Origin of the sequence: Meiothermus taiwanensis WR-220, from assembly GCF_003568585.1 — a bacterium.
Classification (GTDB): domain Bacteria; phylum Deinococcota; class Deinococci; order Deinococcales; family Thermaceae; genus Meiothermus; species Meiothermus taiwanensis.
Genome location: NZ_CP021130.1, coordinates 1,789,668 through 1,804,574, shown reverse-complemented (window position 1 = coordinate 1,804,574; position 14,907 = coordinate 1,789,668). Strand labels below are relative to the sequence as shown.

General features: G+C 61.9%; 17 protein-coding genes. 6 read left to right on the top strand and 11 right to left on the bottom strand.

From position 1 onward, the window contains the following. Nucleotides 1–4 precede the first annotated feature (4 nt). The 5 genes from MTAI_RS08955 to bshA all read right to left on the bottom strand — a co-directional run bounded on the left by MTAI_RS08955 (nt 5) and on the right by bshA (nt 5,084). A complete protein-coding gene (locus tag MTAI_RS08955) occupies nt 5–1,720 on the bottom strand; it encodes a penicillin-binding transpeptidase domain-containing protein (RefSeq protein ID WP_187388531.1) in 1,716 nt (571 codons plus the stop codon). Between the two features lie 49 nt (nt 1,721–1,769). Next, nucleotides 1,770–2,246 (bottom strand): rod shape-determining protein MreD, encoded by a 477-nt coding sequence (gene mreD / locus MTAI_RS08950; protein ID WP_027887747.1) that lies wholly within the window; start codon nt 2,244–2,246, stop codon nt 1,770–1,772. Between the two features lie 56 nt (nt 2,247–2,302). Beyond that, nucleotides 2,303–3,094, bottom strand: coding sequence for a rod shape-determining protein MreC (gene mreC / locus MTAI_RS08945; RefSeq protein WP_027887746.1), 792 nt, complete (start codon nt 3,092–3,094; stop codon nt 2,303–2,305). Nucleotides 3,095–3,319: 225 nt separating this feature from the next. After that, the gene (gene mscL / locus MTAI_RS08940) at nt 3,320–3,688 is read right to left on the bottom strand and encodes a large conductance mechanosensitive channel protein MscL (RefSeq protein ID WP_027887745.1); all 369 of its coding nucleotides are present in this window, start codon (nt 3,686–3,688) and stop codon (nt 3,320–3,322) included. A gap of 313 nt (nt 3,689–4,001) precedes the next feature. Continuing rightward, entirely contained in the window at nt 4,002–5,084 is a 1,083-nt protein-coding gene (gene bshA / locus MTAI_RS08935; protein ID WP_081698373.1) for an N-acetyl-alpha-D-glucosaminyl L-malate synthase BshA, read from the bottom strand. 97 nt (nt 5,085–5,181) lie between these two features. On the opposite strand from bshA, the gene MTAI_RS08930 reads away from it, so the two are divergent. Genes MTAI_RS08930 through hisH form a run of 3 tightly spaced genes read left to right on the top strand, consistent with a single transcriptional unit; the run spans nt 5,182 to nt 7,421 of the window. Further along, nucleotides 5,182–6,240 (top strand): pyridoxal phosphate-dependent aminotransferase, encoded by a 1,059-nt coding sequence (locus MTAI_RS08930; RefSeq protein WP_027887743.1) that lies wholly within the window; start codon nt 5,182–5,184, stop codon nt 6,238–6,240. Continuing rightward, nucleotides 6,233–6,817: an imidazoleglycerol-phosphate dehydratase HisB gene (gene hisB, locus MTAI_RS08925; protein WP_027887742.1), complete on the top strand. Its 585-nt coding sequence runs from the start codon at nt 6,233–6,235 to the stop codon at nt 6,815–6,817. Before MTAI_RS08930 ends, hisB begins: the two co-directional genes overlap by 8 nt. A 4-nt stretch (nt 6,818–6,821) precedes the next feature. Continuing rightward, complete coding sequence (hisH, locus tag MTAI_RS08920) at nt 6,822–7,421, top strand: imidazole glycerol phosphate synthase subunit HisH (RefSeq protein ID WP_027887741.1); 600 nt, start codon at nt 6,822–6,824, stop codon at nt 7,419–7,421. Between the two features lie 26 nt (nt 7,422–7,447). Here the strand turns inward: hisH and MTAI_RS08915 are convergent, their stop codons facing one another. The 4 genes from MTAI_RS08915 to MTAI_RS08900 form a co-directional block, all read right to left on the bottom strand. Continuing rightward, nucleotides 7,448–8,365: a carbohydrate kinase family protein gene (locus MTAI_RS08915; RefSeq protein WP_027887740.1), complete on the bottom strand. Its 918-nt coding sequence runs from the start codon at nt 8,363–8,365 to the stop codon at nt 7,448–7,450. Between the two features lie 115 nt (nt 8,366–8,480). Then, complete coding sequence (gene rsmA, locus MTAI_RS08910; protein ID WP_043982502.1) at nt 8,481–9,320, bottom strand: 16S rRNA (adenine(1518)-N(6)/adenine(1519)-N(6))-dimethyltransferase RsmA; 840 nt, start codon at nt 9,318–9,320, stop codon at nt 8,481–8,483. A gap of 22 nt (nt 9,321–9,342) precedes the next feature. Beyond that, on the bottom strand, nt 9,343–10,104 hold the full coding sequence (locus MTAI_RS08905) for a metallophosphoesterase (RefSeq protein WP_027887738.1): 762 nt from the start codon (nt 10,102–10,104) through the stop codon (nt 9,343–9,345). Between the two features lie 16 nt (nt 10,105–10,120). Then, nucleotides 10,121–10,756, bottom strand: coding sequence for a Rad52/Rad22 family DNA repair protein (locus MTAI_RS08900; RefSeq protein WP_027887737.1), 636 nt, complete (start codon nt 10,754–10,756; stop codon nt 10,121–10,123). 334 nt (nt 10,757–11,090) lie between these two features. On the opposite strand from MTAI_RS08900, the gene rplJ reads away from it, so the two are divergent. Beyond that, complete coding sequence (gene rplJ / locus MTAI_RS08895) at nt 11,091–11,615, top strand: 50S ribosomal protein L10 (protein WP_027887736.1); 525 nt, start codon at nt 11,091–11,093, stop codon at nt 11,613–11,615. 40 nt (nt 11,616–11,655) lie between these two features. Next, nucleotides 11,656–12,036: a 50S ribosomal protein L7/L12 gene (gene rplL, locus MTAI_RS08890; protein ID WP_013013457.1), complete on the top strand. Its 381-nt coding sequence runs from the start codon at nt 11,656–11,658 to the stop codon at nt 12,034–12,036. A gap of 49 nt (nt 12,037–12,085) precedes the next feature. Here rplL and MTAI_RS08885 read toward each other — a convergent pair whose 3' ends face one another. After that, nucleotides 12,086–13,159: a lipocalin family protein gene (locus MTAI_RS08885; RefSeq protein WP_027887735.1), complete on the bottom strand. Its 1,074-nt coding sequence runs from the start codon at nt 13,157–13,159 to the stop codon at nt 12,086–12,088. 74 nt (nt 13,160–13,233) lie between these two features. Here MTAI_RS08885 and MTAI_RS08880 point away from each other — a divergent pair, with 74 nt between their 5' ends. Further along, nucleotides 13,234–14,004 carry a TatD family hydrolase gene (locus MTAI_RS08880; protein WP_027887734.1) on the top strand — a complete coding sequence of 257 codons (771 nt, stop codon included), beginning with the start codon at nt 13,234–13,236 and terminating at the stop codon, nt 14,002–14,004. Here MTAI_RS08880 and MTAI_RS08875 read toward each other — a convergent pair. Next, complete coding sequence (locus MTAI_RS08875; RefSeq protein ID WP_027887733.1) at nt 13,991–14,893, bottom strand: cation diffusion facilitator family transporter; 903 nt, start codon at nt 14,891–14,893, stop codon at nt 13,991–13,993. The genes MTAI_RS08880 and MTAI_RS08875 overlap by 14 nt on opposite strands. Nucleotides 14,894–14,907: the final 14 nt, after the last annotated feature.

Here is a 14,907-nt window from a genome sequence, read left to right as displayed (position 1 = left end):
CCCGCTACTGATCCACCAGGGGCTGCCCCACCTTCCAGTAAGCGGCCATTACCTTCTGGGCCGCCGGAAGGGCCACCCCGCTGCCCTCGCCGCCGTTTTCGAAGAAAGCCACCACCACCAGCGGAGGGCGGGGGTCGGATGGGTCAACCGGCCCATAGCCCATATACCAGGCGTGCTCGAGGCCCGGGGTCAGGGTTTCGTTCTGGGCGGTGCCGGTTTTGCCTGCGGTGGCTACTGGAAAATTCCCCAGTACGTGCCGCGCAGTGCCCCAGGTTACGGTCTTGCGCATTCCCTCCTGCAGCTCGCGCCAGTAACGCCCGGAAACCAGGCTACTAGGACGGCGAATTTCCTGATTGCCGATGCGGCGCACCAGGTGCAGCTCGGGCTGCCGACCGTTCTGGGCGATGGTAGCCAGCATTCGGGCGATCTGTACCGGTGTGGCCTTATTGTAGCCCTGTCCGATCATGATGGAGAGGGTCTCACCGGGCCACCAGCGCGGGTCTTTGGGAAGGTTCTGTTTTTTCCAGGCGATGGAGGGGACAATTCCGTTTTGCTCGCCGATTTCCAGCCCCGTGGGTCGGCCCACACCGAGCTCCAGGGCCCGCTTGTGCAGCTTGTCCACCATGCCGATGGGGTCGAGCATGGCCACCTGGTAGTACCAGGTGTTGCAGCTCTGGGCGATGGCCTCCTGAACGGTCATCATGCCCATATCGAAGCGGGCCCAGTTGCGCCGAATTCCGCCGTAAACGATGTAGGGACTGCAGCGAAAGGTTGTGCTGGCCGTAACATAGCCGCTTTCTAAAGCCATGCTCGAGCTCACTAGTTTATAGGTGGAGCCGGGTGGATAGGCGTTCACCGCACGGTTGAGCGTAGGACGATCTTTGTCGCTGAAGAGTTCGCGGATTTTATCGTTCGGGCGCGGCCTGCGACCAAAGAGGTTGGGGTCGAAGGCCGGTGCCGTGGCCATGGCTAAAACCTCGCCGTTGCGCGGATCAACCGCCACAATGGCGCCTTTGGCCCGGCTCACCAAAGGCAGGCCGTTGCGCTGACGGATGCGGTTGATGTCAACCACGGCCTCCCGTAAGGCCTGTTCGGCTGCCTGCTGCAGGCCCAGATCCAGGGTGAGGTAGACATCGGTGCCGGCCTGGGGTTCCCGGATCTCCTCGAAGCGCACCCGCTGGCCCCTAGCATTTACCTCGGCCAGCACCACCCCCTTGATACCCCTTAGCTGGTGCTCCAGGGCGGCCTCGAGGCCAGCGGCGCCTACCAGTTCTTCTGGGTCGTAACCTTCCTTGAGTTGCTCCGGGCTGGGCAGGGCCGTATAACCGATGACCGGCCCGGCTATTGGATTTGGGTAGACGCGCTCAATGCGCTCGAGCAACTTCAGATTGGGCTCGCCTGCGACCAGCTCGGCCAGGGTGGGTACCAGCGCCTCGGGTATGTTGACCATTAGTTCCACAGGCTCGTGCCCCACCTTGGGCAGCGCTTTGAGCCCGGTCAGGGCCAGGATGCGATCTTTGAACAACACCTCGCCCCCCAGGTACAGCAGATCTACCGCCAGCCGGTTGGTGGCGATGACCCGACCGTTCCGGTCGAGGATGCGCCCCCTTGGGGCCAGGGTGGTTTCGGTGCGCAGGTAGTTGCCCTGGCTGCGGGTGGCGTACTGCTCGTACTGCATCACCTGGAGCTGCCATAGCCGGGCTGCAAACAGCGCCAGCATAAGGTAAAAAAAACCAGCAGAATCCAGATACGGCTGTTCACGCCACCCCCTACCTGCCATGACTTGCAAAAAGCTGCTGGTAAACCCGGAGTACCAAAGGTGCAATGAGCAAGGTCATCAGCATCTCCGGTACGATAACCGACCAGAGGGTGAGAGGGTTGAACCCCCCCATCCGCAGCCACAGCGCCACCAGCAGAAGCCCCAGCCACTTGGCCACAAAGCTGCCGCCAAGGATGACCGCCTGCCCGGCCAGCTCGTCCCAGTGCACCAGGCGTGACAGCCGGTAGTAGGCGTATGCGGCCAGCAACAACCCCACCGCGTGCAGCCCAGGGTAGCCCGCCGAGAGCAGGTCTTGCAACAGGCCCACCGAGAAGGCCAGCGGCAGCCCCAGGAAGGGCGAGACCGAGGCGGCCATCAATAGTGTGGCCAGGTAAATCAGGTCGGGCGGTGGGAGGCTGTCACCCAGTAACCCGGATACAAAACCTTGCAGTAAGAAGGCGAGGACGATGAGCAGAACCAGTCGCATATAAGGTCAAAGGGGCCGAGGCAGGGTATGCAGGCCGGCTCGAGGCCAACCCCTCATCATAGTGGTCGCAGCACCTGCACTTCTTCCAAAAGCGATAGCTGAACGGCGGGCCGTACCATCAACACCTTTTTGAGCGCCCCAGGTGCCAGTGGGAGCACCTGCTCAACGGTGCCCACGGTAATACCGGCGGGGTAAAGGCCCTGGATGGCCCCGGAAACCACGGTGTCACCGGGTTTGACATTGGCCTCGGGGGCGATCTCAACCCGTAGCATGCGGGGCGGGGCCCCGTAGGCAATGCCCCGGCCTGGGGCGTTGGCCAGTCGAACCCCCACCCTCGACTCGGGGTCGAGAATGGTGCGTACAACAGCCTGGTTGGGGGTGACCTCGGTGATGACCCCTACCAACCCGCTGGCAGTGGTTACTGGCATGCCCACCCGGAGCCCCTGGGCCGATCCAGCCCCCAGGAATAACCTCTGGTACAACCCCGAGGGGTCTTCGTCAATGACCGGTGCAACCGCCACCACCCCCAGGCCCTGAACTGCCTGCACCCGCAGGGTGGCCTGGAGCCGACGGTTTTCCAGGGTTAGGCGCTGGTTTTCTTGTCGCAGTTGTTGCAGCTCGGCCTGCATGCGGCGTAGCTCAGCCCGCAGGTCGCGTCGGTCAAAGATGGCGTTCAGGCTGGCCCGGGTGTTCTGGCCCAGCCGAAAGGAAAAACCAAACACCGGCGCGATGCGCGCAGCAAACTCCCCCGGCAGGGTAGGGGCCGACTGTCGGGTAACGGTGGCCAGGAGCAGGCCCAGTACGACCAGCCCCAGCAATAAACCCCGGCGCAGTATGGCGATGCTCACAGCCTACTGACCTCGAGCCCGCGGGCAGTGCTTTTCTGACAGGACACGCGACCTTTCAACAGCCCAACCTCTATAACCTCTCAAAACCGTGTGTGATGGCGATACGCCTATTCAGCCCAACCACACTATATTACTCGGTTGTATGAAGATATAACCAATGCGGCCCTGTGGCTGTCTTGGGTAAAGACCTCCCTCTGGTACCGTCGGAGATGGCTGAGGGCGGCTTCACCGCCTCAGCGCATCACGAATCTCCCGCAGCAGGATAATCTCTTCGGGTGGGCTGGCAGGGGCCGCCTCCGGTTCTTTTTTCCTGGAGATCTCTTGCAGTTTGTTCATGGGTGTAACCACGAAGAAATACAGTGCAAAACCCACCATCAAGAAACTCACCACAGCGTTGACGAACTTGCCAATGTTTAGTGCGCCCAGCTTGAGACCCGAGAAGTCCGGAGTCCCAAAGATCATGCCGATCAGGGGGGTGAGGATATCAGCTACCAGCGAGTTAACGATGGCTCCAAAGGCACCGCCGATGATCACGCCCACGGCCAGGTCGATCACGTTCCCACGGAAGATGAATTTCTTGAATCCCTCCAACATACCAACCTCCTTCTGGACAGCTCGAGCTTTGAGCAATTATCTCTATAGCCGTGAGACTACCATATGCAGAATGTCAAGGGAGATGGTCAAGCCGGCGGGCTTTTCTGCTCCCTTCCATCGGCTTGAATCCTTTGGCGGTGAAGGACGCAAAGCCGGCGGCCTCGAGGCCGTGCTGCTGGGCCAGGCGACCGGATATCATCCAAAGAAAAGACTGCCAGAGGCCATCTTTTTGCATCCTAGAGCACGCCCTTCCAAGGGGTTCCGCTACGCGGATAACCTCGGTTGGGTTGGGTTGCCGCCGGAAGACAGCGAACTAACCGAATCTGGTATAAAGCGCTTCGTACTGATCGGTGATCAGCTCCGGGTTGAAATGAGCCTGGGCGTGGTTTCGGGCTGCTAAGCGCATTTGCTCGAGCTGGGGCGAGGTGAGCAGGTCTACCACCGCCTGTGCAAAGGCCTCCAGATCGCCAAACTCCACCAATCGGCCCACCTCGGGGGTGAGCCATTCGGGAACCCCGCCCACCCGGGTGGCTACCACCGGCACCCCGCAGGCCAGGGCCTCGAGGCCCGACTGGCCGAACCCCTCGTATTCTGAAGCCAGCAGGAACACATCGGCCGCACCGATGATGGCCTCGGGGTTTTTGGCGGTAGCCAGCGAGGTCACGCTGTCGTCCACCCCCAGGCTATGGGCAATGGAGAGGGCCTCGGCCCGCTCCGGCCCGGTGCCCACCAAGACCAGCCGGGCCCTTAGCTTCTGGCGAATTTTGGCGAAGACGTGCACGATATCGCCCACGCGCTTAACCGCCCGGAAGTTGGAAGCGTGCACCAGGAGAAACTCGTCTGGGGCTGCGTAATAGCGCCGGGCCTCGAGGTTGGGCCGGAAGCGTTGGGTGTCCACGGCGTTGTAGATAACCTGGGGGCGCACCCCGAAGGTGCGCTGGGCTTGCTGGGCCAGGTTATGGGAGACGGCGGTCACGGCGGCGGCTTTCTGCAGGGCCCGGGCGGTAAGGGTCTGGTAGGCGGGGTCTATGCCCAGCAGGGTGACGTCGGTGCCGTGCAGGGTGTGTACCAGTGGAATGCGGCCCTCGGCGGCCAGCTCGGCGGCTACCGCGTGGGGGATGGCGTAGTGGGTGTGGATCAGCTCCAAACCCTCCTGCCGGATGGCCCGCTCGAGCGCCCCCGCCAGCGCCAGGGTGTAGAGGGGGGCAGGGAAGACCGGGTAATTGGGTACGTCTACCGCAACAAACTGCACCGGGCTCCCTTCCGGCAGACGCATGGGCAGCTCGGTAGCAAACAGATACACCCGATGCCCCCGGCGGGCCAGCCGGTCGGCCAGCTCCGAGGCCACAATGCCGCTCCCGCCCAGGCCCGGATAACACACCATCCCGATTCGCATGGCCATAGCCTAAAGAACCTGCCCTGCCTGCATTGGCACAGGGTTCACGGTTGCGCCCACCCTTGACGTTCGGCCCGCGAGTTCCGAGAATCGGGGGGTGAAGGCCTTCAAGCCCCATTTACAGGGACTGCCCAGCTACCCCTACAAAAAGGTAGAAGCCCCCATCAAGCTCGACCAGAACGAGAGCCCCTACGACCTGCCCGCCGAGCTCAAGCAGCGGGTTTTGGCGCGTTGGCAGGGCCTGGATTTCAACCGCTACCCCCATCTGCACGCCGAGGATGTGCGGGAGAAGCTGGCCGCCTGGCTGAGCTGGCCCATGGAAGGGCTGGTGGTTGCGCCGGGCTCCAACCTGCTCATTCAAGCTTTGGTGCAGGCTTCCAATGCGGTACTGGATACCGCGCCTTCGTTTCCGCACTATGCCTTTTCCGCCCAAATTTCAGCCACGCCCTATCAGGCAGTTCCACTTGAGAGCGGCTTCTCCCTGCCGACCCAGGCGCTGCTCGAGGCCATGGACGCCCCTCCGGGTGTGCTGTTTCTGCCCAACCCCCACGCCCCTACGGCCCGGCTGTTTGCCGAAGCAGAGATCCATCTTCTGGCCGACAAGGCCGCCCGGACGGGCTGGCTCTTGGTGATCGACGAGGCCTACCACCAGTTTTCGGGCACCGATTACTCGCCGCTGGCTAAAATCAACCCTCATGTGGCTATTCTGCGCACCTTCTCCAAAGCCTGGGGCCTGGGGGGGATTCGGGCCGGCTACCTGCTGGCCTCGCCGGAGGTATGCAACGTGGTGCAGAACTTCGTCCCGCCTTTTGGCCTGCCGGCCCACACCGCCCAGCTTCTCCTGACGGTGCTGGAGGTGCCCGGCTATGTCCAGGGGATTGTGCAGACCCTGGTAGCCGAGCGGGAAAAGCTCTTTCGGGCCCTGCAAAAGCACCCCACCTGGCGGGTTTACGAAAGCCAGACCAACTTCCTTCTAATCCGCACCCCCGATGCGGCGGCGGCCTACCAGGGGCTGCTGCGCCAGGGCATCCTGGTGCGGCGGCAGGATCACTATCCGGGCCTCGAGGGGTGCATCCGGGTCTCGGTGGGCACGCCCCAGGAGAACCAGCGCTTCCTGGAAGCCGCCTTTTCCCTGATCGAGGTGCCCCATGCGTAGCGCCACCGTCGAACGCCGCACCGCCGAGACCCAGATCCGCCTCAGCCTGAACCTCGATGCGGCCTCGGGTGGAGAGATCTCCACCGGGCTGGGCTTTCTGGATCACATGCTTCTGGCTTTGCAGCGGCACGGGCGCCTGGGGCTCGAGGTCAAAGCCACGGGCGACCTGGCCGTGGATGTGCACCACCTGGTGGAGGATGTGGGCATCGTGCTGGGGATGGCCCTCCGGCAAGCACTGGGGGAGGGCCGGGGGATCGAACGCTACGGCGAGGCCAGCGTGCCCATGGACGAAACCCTGGTGCAGGTGGTGCTGGATCTGTCCGGGCGCAGCCACCTGGCCTTTGCACCCGAGGAGCTGGGCATCGAAGGGAGCGCGGGGGGCCTCAATGCCTACCACCTGCGGGAGTTTTTGCGCGGGCTTTGCAACCATGCGGGGCTCACCCTGCACCTGCGGCTCCTGGCCGGCCGGGAAGCCCACCACGTGCTCGAGGCCGCCTTCAAAGCCCTGGCCCGGGCCCTCTACCAGGCCACCCGCCTCACCCGGCCCGACCTGCCCAGCACCAAGGAAGTGCTATAGCGCCATGAAGACCCTCCTGATCGACTACGCTTCGGGCAACCTGCACAGTGCTGCCAAGGCCCTGCAAGCCACGGGCTACCGGGTCACGGTCTCGGACGATCCCCGCCAGGTGGCCGCCCACGACCTGCTGGTGTTGCCGGGACAGGGCCATTTTGGGCAGGTCATGCGCTCCTTCCGGGCCTCCGGCTTCGAGGAGGGGGTGCGGGAGCACATTGCTGCAGGCAAGCCTTTTTTGGGCATCTGTGTGGGTATGCAGATCCTGTTTGAAGGCTCCGAGGAAGCCCCCGAGACCGCTGGGCTGGGCCTGGTGCGGGGCCGGCTGGCCCGTTTCCGGGCGGCGCGGGTGCCGCAGATGGGGTGGAACACGGTGGAGTACAGCGCCCACTTCCAGCACCTGTCGGGCCGCTATTTCTACTTTGTGCACTCTTACTTCGCCCCGCTGGTGGAGGGGAGCGTGGGCATCACCGACTACAGCGGCACCCGCTTTACTGCGCTTTATGCCCAGGATAACCTGGTGGCCCCCCAGTTCCACCCGGAAAAAAGCGGTGAGGCAGGGCTTTTGCTGCTCGAGGCCATCCGGCGGTATTTTGCCAGCCGGCTGTAACCTGGGCTACTGGCGACGGGGCCAGCCTACCGGGCTTGCAAAAGATCTTCCTCGGTTATCAGGCGACCCTGCCCACCTATAGCGGTGGCGGCCAGCGAGCCGGCCAGGTTGCCCAGGCGGGCGGCGGTAAAAGGGTCTTTGCCTTGCAGGATGGCGTGGGCGAAGGTGGCGGTGAAGGCATCGCCCGAGCCGGTGGTATCCACCACCTCCTCGAGGGGGTAGGGTTCAATCAGCTCCTGTCGGGTGGGGGTGATCACAATAGAGCCCATGGCCCCTACCTTGACCACCACCGTCTCGAGGCCCCAGGTTTTCAGGGCATTCACCCCGTAACTGATGGATGTGGCACCTGTCAGGGCCAACAGCTCTACCTGGTTCATCAGCAGATAAGGAACCCCGCGTAAAATGTCCAGCAACTCCTTACCGGCAGCCCGCACCGCCCCGGTGCCCAGATCGGCGAAGATGGGCAGCTCACGCTTGCGTGCCGCATCCAGCACGTTAATTGCGTACTGACGCTGTGGCCCACCCACAAACGCGTAAGCCGAGAAGACCACCGCATCGATCGAGTCGAGCATCCTGGGTTTAAACTCGGCGGCATCCAGGTAGCGGCTGGCACCCCCTGCCGAGATCATGGAGCGTTCGCCGCCAGGAGTTAACAGAATCAGAATCGAAGAGGTGGTCTGTTCGGTGTCGGTTTGCAGGTATTTAAGGTCGACCTTAACCTTTTCGAGTTGCGATAGGGCCACGCTGCGAAAAGGATCATCGCCCACCCGGCTGGCCAGATAGACTTTGTTGCCCAGACTGGCTAAGTGGGCTGCTAAAGTACCCCCCGCGCCACCGGGCTTCATAAGGGCGCGCTGTGCCGGAACCTCCTCACCCGGCTCGGGGATTCGCTCGAGAAAGTAGATTAGGTCAACTGATACGTCACCTACGACAAAAAACCGCATCACGGCCTCCCAGCCTTTGGCTCCCAATTACAGGATTTACCACAGTCTAACGGCATCCTGAACCGATGTGTAGTAGCTTAAGCGAAGCCTATGAGAAATCGCTAACAAGCATAGATTACACCACGAAAGCCAGCATTTGTTCAAATTGCTGCAAAGCAAGGGCCTCAGCGCGCACGTCGGCAGGAAGGCCCATGGCCTCGAGCCCACGTTTTACCTGTTCGGGGGGATAGCCCGCGGCCCTAAGAGCGTTGACCAGGGTTTTTCGCCGCTGAGCAAAGGCCGCCTCAATCAAGCGAAAAAGCCCTGGGTGATCGGGCCTGCCGTTGGGCTGTAAGCAGATAACCGAGCTTGTTACCTTGGGTGGGGGGAAGAAGGCGCCGGGGGGTACATCCACTATGCGCCGGGCCGCCGCGTGGTACTGAACCCGCAGAGAGAGCAGGCCGTACTCGGGCGTGGCGGGCCGGGCCACCATACGCAAGGCCACTTCCTTCTGCACCAGGGCCACAATCCGGCGAAACCGCCCAGATAGCAGTAGCTCGGTGATGAGGGGGGTGGCGATGTTATAGGGCAGGTTGCCTGCGAACAAACTTTGAGGGGGTAGGCTGCTCCAGTCGAAGCTGAGGGCGTCCGCCCAGATAATCTGCACCGGTAGCCCTGCCAGGGTTTCGGTGTAGACGGCCTCGAGCCGGCGATCCATCTCGATGCTCACCACCCGGGCCCCGGCCTCGACCAGGGCCCGGGTCAGGGTGCCCAGGCCCGGCCCAACCTCAACCACCGTTTCGCCCGGTGTGATCCCTACAGCCCCTACGATTTGCTGTAGATAGGAGCGTTCTACCAGGAAATTCTGCCCAAATCGCTTGTCGGCTTTCAGTCCGTAGCGCTGCAGCAAGTCCCGCACAACCTTGGGCGATGCAAGATTCACGGTTGGCGATAAGGGGCGGGAGGGAGGGTGCATTGCTTGCTCACATACGGCGCGGCTAGTAGAGCTGTGCTCCTGCTGGGGGAATCTCCACTATTTCCCAGTCCAGCCTATCCTCGTCGAGAATCAGTTCAAGGTACTGGTTATGATCGAGTGCGTCGATCAAGGCCAATTTATCCTTGATGAGGATGCCGTTTTTCATCACAGTGTGGCCGTATACGCCAAAACGGTAGCCCATCCGCTCCACGTAGTCGGCGTTGCTCAGCCACCACTCCTTGGCCTCACGCCCGTTGTAGAACATCTCGTCGTAGGTCTGCAGCCAGGGCACCGGCCCTACGTGGGCGAAATTGACCCCATAGAGGTTAATTTGAGTGGGAAAGGACTGGATCCAGTGTTTGAGTTCCTCCGGGAGTTCCACACCCCCCAGCTCGGGGTGAAACTCCCTGTGCTCGAGGTGGGCATTGCCCAGCACCAGATCACCTGTGACCGCGGCGTGATCGTGGTTGCCCAGCAGGATGGTGACGTGATCGGGGGCGGCCTCCTGGAAGCGCTTGATGCGCATCAGCTCTCGAATCTGCGCTTTGGCAGCCGTGCGTAGGTGGTCGGGGTTGTTGGGATCGTAGTCCTCCAGGCCGGTCAGCCGTCGGTAGTCGGCCAGGAGTTTTGGGTGTACCAGATCACCCATCAGCACCACGCGGTAAGTACCCCGCTGCAGGGGGTCAGAAGGTAGCCAGTCTTCGCCAACGGCATAAGAGTTCCGCAAGGCCCGCCACAACTTAGGAAAGTCGGCGTGTAAGTCTCCTATCGCTATAACCTTGATCACAGCAATCCTTTGCTCATGAAGCCTGACTTTTTAGCAAAGCCCGGAGCTCGCCGTAAAGTTTACGGGTTTCCTCGGGGTGTTTGCCATACCCCCCGTATTTCACCACGATTTGTGCAGCCTGCTTGCCCAGACCGGCTTGTTTGAGCCGCTCGAGCAGGCGATCGATCAGCTCTTGCGGCTCGGGCTTACCCTCGTTGCTGGGGATGTTTTTGTGTCGGCTGGGTTGAGGTGGCTGGGTGGGGGCCTCTGCGCTGGGGGGGCTAAATTGCCCGGTGCTGGGGTCGTAGTCAACCCACTGCTGCTCAAGTTGTGCATGGCGCCGGCCTATGCCAAATTTCCTGGCGACCCGCACCAAGGCCTCGGCGAACGCAGCCTTGAGGCTATCGCCCTCGCCAAGATCTTCTTTGGAAGTGTCCAGGATGGTCAGTCGGCACTTGACCGCATACGAGTTTGGTTGGGCTTGAAGCACCTCATAGCTATCCTGCCAGCCCTGGGGGCCTACTACCTCATCGAGGCGATCCAGCAGGGCTGAGTGGTTTACAAATGGAACTACCAGGGCCTTACGCTTGTCTTTAGACAAGGCTTCCACCCGCCATTGCATCTCCTCTGGCGGGAAAGGCTCATGTAGCATATCCCAGACGTCGTTCATTGGGCTTTATTCTAGCAGTTTGCCGGACTTGGTCTTTGCGATGTGCTGGTCTGTGCGCCGATTTCCACGCGCGCTAACACCCCACCCCTTGCCGTGAAGGGGCTACATATGTATACTCCTTTTTTGGTGCCCTTCCTTGGTCGCACAGACCGTGGAGGCAGCCAAAGACAGCGACGGGCAAAGCCTTAATTATGTCGCCGAGGCGCTCTTAGGGAAGCGTTTTCGTGGTAAAACGTTGGGATCTCCCTAGTCCCAAAGTCAAGCCTGGGGTGTGCACGGGCGGTCTGTGGCTTGGGAAGCCCGCCGCTTGGCGATACCCCAACCAGGAGGAACTTTGCCTAGCAAGCGCAACATCGAAAACCTCGAGGCGCTTACCGCTGCCTTAAAGGGCGCGGCTGGCTCGTTCTTCGTGGTGAACTACCAAGGGCTCGAGGCAGGGCCGACCGGTAAGCTGCGCAAGGCGGTGCGGGAAAAGGGTGGCGAGATGATCGTTGCCAAAAACACCCTTATCCGCAAGGCCATCCGCGATCTGGGCTTGCCGGAGGTCGATGGCCTGAGCGGCCCCTCAGCGGTGGTGGTTTTCTCTGACCCCGCTGCGGTGGCCAAGGCCCTCAAGGAGTTCGCCAAGACGAACGATAAAGGCATTCCCGTGCTCAAAGCGGGTGTGCTCTCGGGGCAGGCCCTCACGGGCCAGCAGGTAGAGGCCCTGGCCGATCTTCCCAGCCAAAAGGAACTGCAAGCCGAGCTGGTCGGCGTGCTGTCCGCCACGATGTCCAATTTCGTGGGTGTGCTGGGGGCAAAGGCGCAGGAGTTGGTGGGCATCTTGGAAGCCCAGGTACAGAAATTAGAGGCCGCGTAGGCCATCGGGTCGTTTCCGACCCATCAGCAGGAGGAAAAAAATGGCACTCGATATCGCTGCAATCAAGGCTCAACTTTCCAGCGCAACCGTACTGGAGCTCAAGCAACTTATCGACGAACTCAAGGAAGAGTGGGGTGTAACCGCGGCTGCACCGGTGGCCGTGGCTGTGCCCGGGGCTGCGGCCGGGGCGGCTGCACCCGCTGCTGAAGAAAAGACCGAGTTTGACGTGATCCTAAAAGATGCCGGCGCCCAGAAGCTCAACGTTATTAAGGAGCTGCGGGCCATTACCGGCCTGGGCCTTAAGGAAGCCAAGGATCTGGCCGAGCAGGGTGGCCCCGTTAAGGAAGGCGTCTCTAAAGAGGAGGCCGAGAAGATCAAGAAGCAGCTCGAGGACGCCGGCGCCAAGGTCGAACTCAAGTAGCTTTCTGTGTATCCCAGCCCCCAGCTACGGCTGGGGGCTTTCTTTTGCCCTAGCGGCCTGATCCAGGGAAGGGCCCAAAGGGATCGTTCGGGGGATTGTAGGGGCCGGCCACAAACTCACCCATGCCTTTAGCCAAAACGCCCTGCCCTTGCCAGGTGCCGCTACCGGCCACCGGGCCTTCCCAGTAGGCCACCCGGGTTGAGGCTGTGAGGAGCTCCTGGTCTTTGCGCAAGGCCTCGAGGCGGAGGTTCAGGCCTTCGGCTTCAACCTGCCAGACCAGGCTATAGCTGCGCCCGCTTGGCGAGACCCAGTCTTCCAGAGGGGTCATCCGCAGGTTCTTAAGCACCTGCGCCTGTCCTTGAGCATCCACCGCGGTGGCTGCGAGCTGAACCACCTCCCCTTTGCTATTCTTTACCCGATACAGCATCAAATCGACCCCGTTGGAAAGGTGCAGACCAAACCAGTCCCACAAAGCCCCCAAACCGGCAGGATTGCCACCTTGGCTGCCCATCTGGTCGCCCCACTGATGGTCCATCCAGGCTTCACCGCGTACGGATCGCCCAGCTATGATGCCTTCTAGGGCCATGCGGGTAAACGACACGTAGTACATCCGCCCGGTTTCGGGGGTGCCCGAGTAGCCCGGTGGGTGCACCACGGCGGGTTTGAGCGGGATCAGGCGCACCTGGATGGGCCCGGCTGTGAGATGGTAGGTCGAGCCTTGCTGCACCAGCCTCCAGTCGCCCTGCTCGAGCCGCAGGGGTGGAAACTGCACAAGGCTATCACCCCAGGGCCGGTCGGTGCGAAAGTCGAAGCGCTCGTCAAAGATTTTTTGATTGCTGCGCAGGTCGGTAATGGCGAGGTGCGCGGCGTGGTAGGGGCCGGGGAAAAAGATGGCCGGTTTGATGGGGCCAATCTGCCAGTTTTGCGGTACATAGGCCTTAAAGAGCGCCCAGTGAAAGGCCAGACCCTCCTTGGGCAGGTAGCCAGAAACGTACCACCATTCCAGGGGTGCGTTGTGAGGGCCCCAGTTATCGGGTGTGGGCAAGCGGTCGGGGTCGAAGGCCTGTAAGGAGGGTAGACAGCCAGCCAGGGCCAGCACTGCAACCATCAGCCGCCAACGCATAAGGCCAGTTTAGACAGCGCGTGGCTTCTTAGGCTGTAGTCCAGGGCGTAAACTGGGCCTCGGCAGGGCAGAACATGACCGATACCCATTGTCACCTAGACTTCATGGAACCGCAGGAGGCCCAGGCGGCCCTCGAGGCCTCGAGCGACTTCAGGGCCATCCTTACTATAGGTACGAACCCTGAGCGCAACCGCAAGGCCCTGGCCTTGGCCGAGGCCCATCCTCATATCTGGGCCGCTGTGGGCCTGCACCCTACCGAGGCCCAGCTTCTTTCGCCGGCGCTCGAGGCCGACCTGCAACACCTGGCCCAGCATCCAAAGGTGCGGGCCATCGGTGAGACCGGCCTGGACTTCTACTGGACACCCGAGACCCGCCAGGCCCAGTATCGAGCCTTGGATTTTCAGCACCACCTGGCGGCTGCGCAGGGCTTACCGCTGATCTTTCACGTGCGCAGCCGGGAGGATGGCCTGGCCGAGCAGGAACTGGCCGGCTGGCTGCTGCACAACCGGCCGTCGAGGTTTGTCCTGCACGCTTTCTCGGGGCATTCGCGCCTCCTTGAGGTGGGCCTGGAACTCGGGGCCTATTTCGGCTTGGCTGGGCCCTTGACCTATAAGAAAAACACAACCTTGCGCGAGGCAGCGCGGCAGATTCCGCTCGAGCGCCTGCTTGTTGAAACCGATGCGCCTTTTCTACCCCCTGAGCCTTTCCGGGGACGGCGCAACCACCCTGCGCTTGTCCGGTTTACGCTGGCTAAACTGGCCGAGCTTCGAGAACTGAGCCTCGAGCAGATGGAGCAAATAACCGACCAGAATGCGCAGGCTTGTTTTGGGTTTAACCGATTCTGAAGGTTGTGTGCTTGGCCTTGTGGTCGGGCTCTACGTGGATGGTGGTGGTGACCCCATCAAGGCTGGTCTGTAAGGTGCCCTCGAGCCGGTCGCATATCTGATGAGCTTGTTCCACCGTGGTCTGGCCCGGTACAACCAGGTGAAATTCCACAAAGGTGCGCGGCCCGGCCCGGCGGGTGCGCAGATCGTGAATCTCCAATACCTTGCCTTCGGCGGCCAGCCCCTCGAGGGCCTCGTGTAGAGCGTTGCGGATATTGCGAAGCTCGAGCTCCGAAACCGACTCATCCATCAGACCCCCAACCGAGTCGCGCACCAGCCGCCAGCCCACCCACAGGATGTTCATAGCCACCGCAATAGCCAGTAAAGGATCCAAAACCCACCAGCCGCTCAACCAGGCCAGCCCAACCCCCAGCAGCACCCCCACCGAGGTCAGCACATCGGCCAGAATGTGCCGCCCATCGGCCACCACAGCCGGTGAACGGGCCTTGCGGCCGCTGCGAACCAGGAACCAACCCAGCGCGGCGTTAATCCCTGAAGCCCCCAAAGAAACCAGCAGCCCTGCGCCCAGGCCTTCAACCGGTTGCGGCATAAACAGTTTGGGCCAGGCTTCGCGCACAATAGCCAGGGCCGCCAGTACAATCAACACCCCCTCCAAGACCGCCGAGAAGTATTCGGCCTTGGTGTGTCCAAAAGGGTGGTTGCTGTCAGCAGGGCGGCGCGAAACCAGCACAGCCACCAGGGCGGTTCCGGCCGCCACAATATTAACGATCGACTCCAGCGCATCGGAGTACAGGGCCACAGAACCGGTGATGGTATAGGCCAGCCATTTCAAACCAAATACCACCCCTGCAACCACGAGGCTCAGCGATAGGGCGCGCACGGGGGTCATAGGGTCTTTTCCTG

Bases quoted from the DNA above. Each gene is read 5' to 3' on its own strand.
- MTAI_RS08915 (WP_027887740.1), bottom strand. From the start codon at position 8,365: ATGCGGTTTTTTGTCGTAGGTGACGTATCAGTTGACCTAATCTACTTT.
- mreD (WP_027887747.1), bottom strand. From the start codon at position 2,246: ATGCGACTGGTTCTGCTCATCGTCCTCGCCTTCTTACTGCAAGGTTTT.
- bshA (WP_081698373.1), bottom strand. From the start codon at position 5,084: ATGCGAATCGGGATGGTGTGTTATCCGGGCCTGGGCGGGAGCGGCATT.
- rplL (WP_013013457.1), top strand. From the start codon at position 11,656: ATGGCACTCGATATCGCTGCAATCAAGGCTCAACTTTCCAGCGCAACC.
- hisH (WP_027887741.1), top strand. From the start codon at position 6,822: ATGAAGACCCTCCTGATCGACTACGCTTCGGGCAACCTGCACAGTGCT.
- rsmA (WP_043982502.1), bottom strand. From the start codon at position 9,320: ATGCACCCTCCCTCCCGCCCCTTATCGCCAACCGTGAATCTTGCATCG.
- MTAI_RS08880 (WP_027887734.1), top strand. From the start codon at position 13,234: ATGACCGATACCCATTGTCACCTAGACTTCATGGAACCGCAGGAGGCC.
- mscL (WP_027887745.1), bottom strand. From the start codon at position 3,688: ATGTTGGAGGGATTCAAGAAATTCATCTTCCGTGGGAACGTGATCGAC.
- MTAI_RS08955 (WP_187388531.1), bottom strand. From the start codon at position 1,720: ATGCTGGCGCTGTTTGCAGCCCGGCTATGGCAGCTCCAGGTGATGCAG.
- MTAI_RS08900 (WP_027887737.1), bottom strand. From the start codon at position 10,756: ATGAACGACGTCTGGGATATGCTACATGAGCCTTTCCCGCCAGAGGAG.
- MTAI_RS08875 (WP_027887733.1), bottom strand. From the start codon at position 14,893: ATGACCCCCGTGCGCGCCCTATCGCTGAGCCTCGTGGTTGCAGGGGTG.
- hisB (WP_027887742.1), top strand. From the start codon at position 6,233: ATGCGTAGCGCCACCGTCGAACGCCGCACCGCCGAGACCCAGATCCGC.
- MTAI_RS08885 (WP_027887735.1), bottom strand. From the start codon at position 13,159: ATGCGTTGGCGGCTGATGGTTGCAGTGCTGGCCCTGGCTGGCTGTCTA.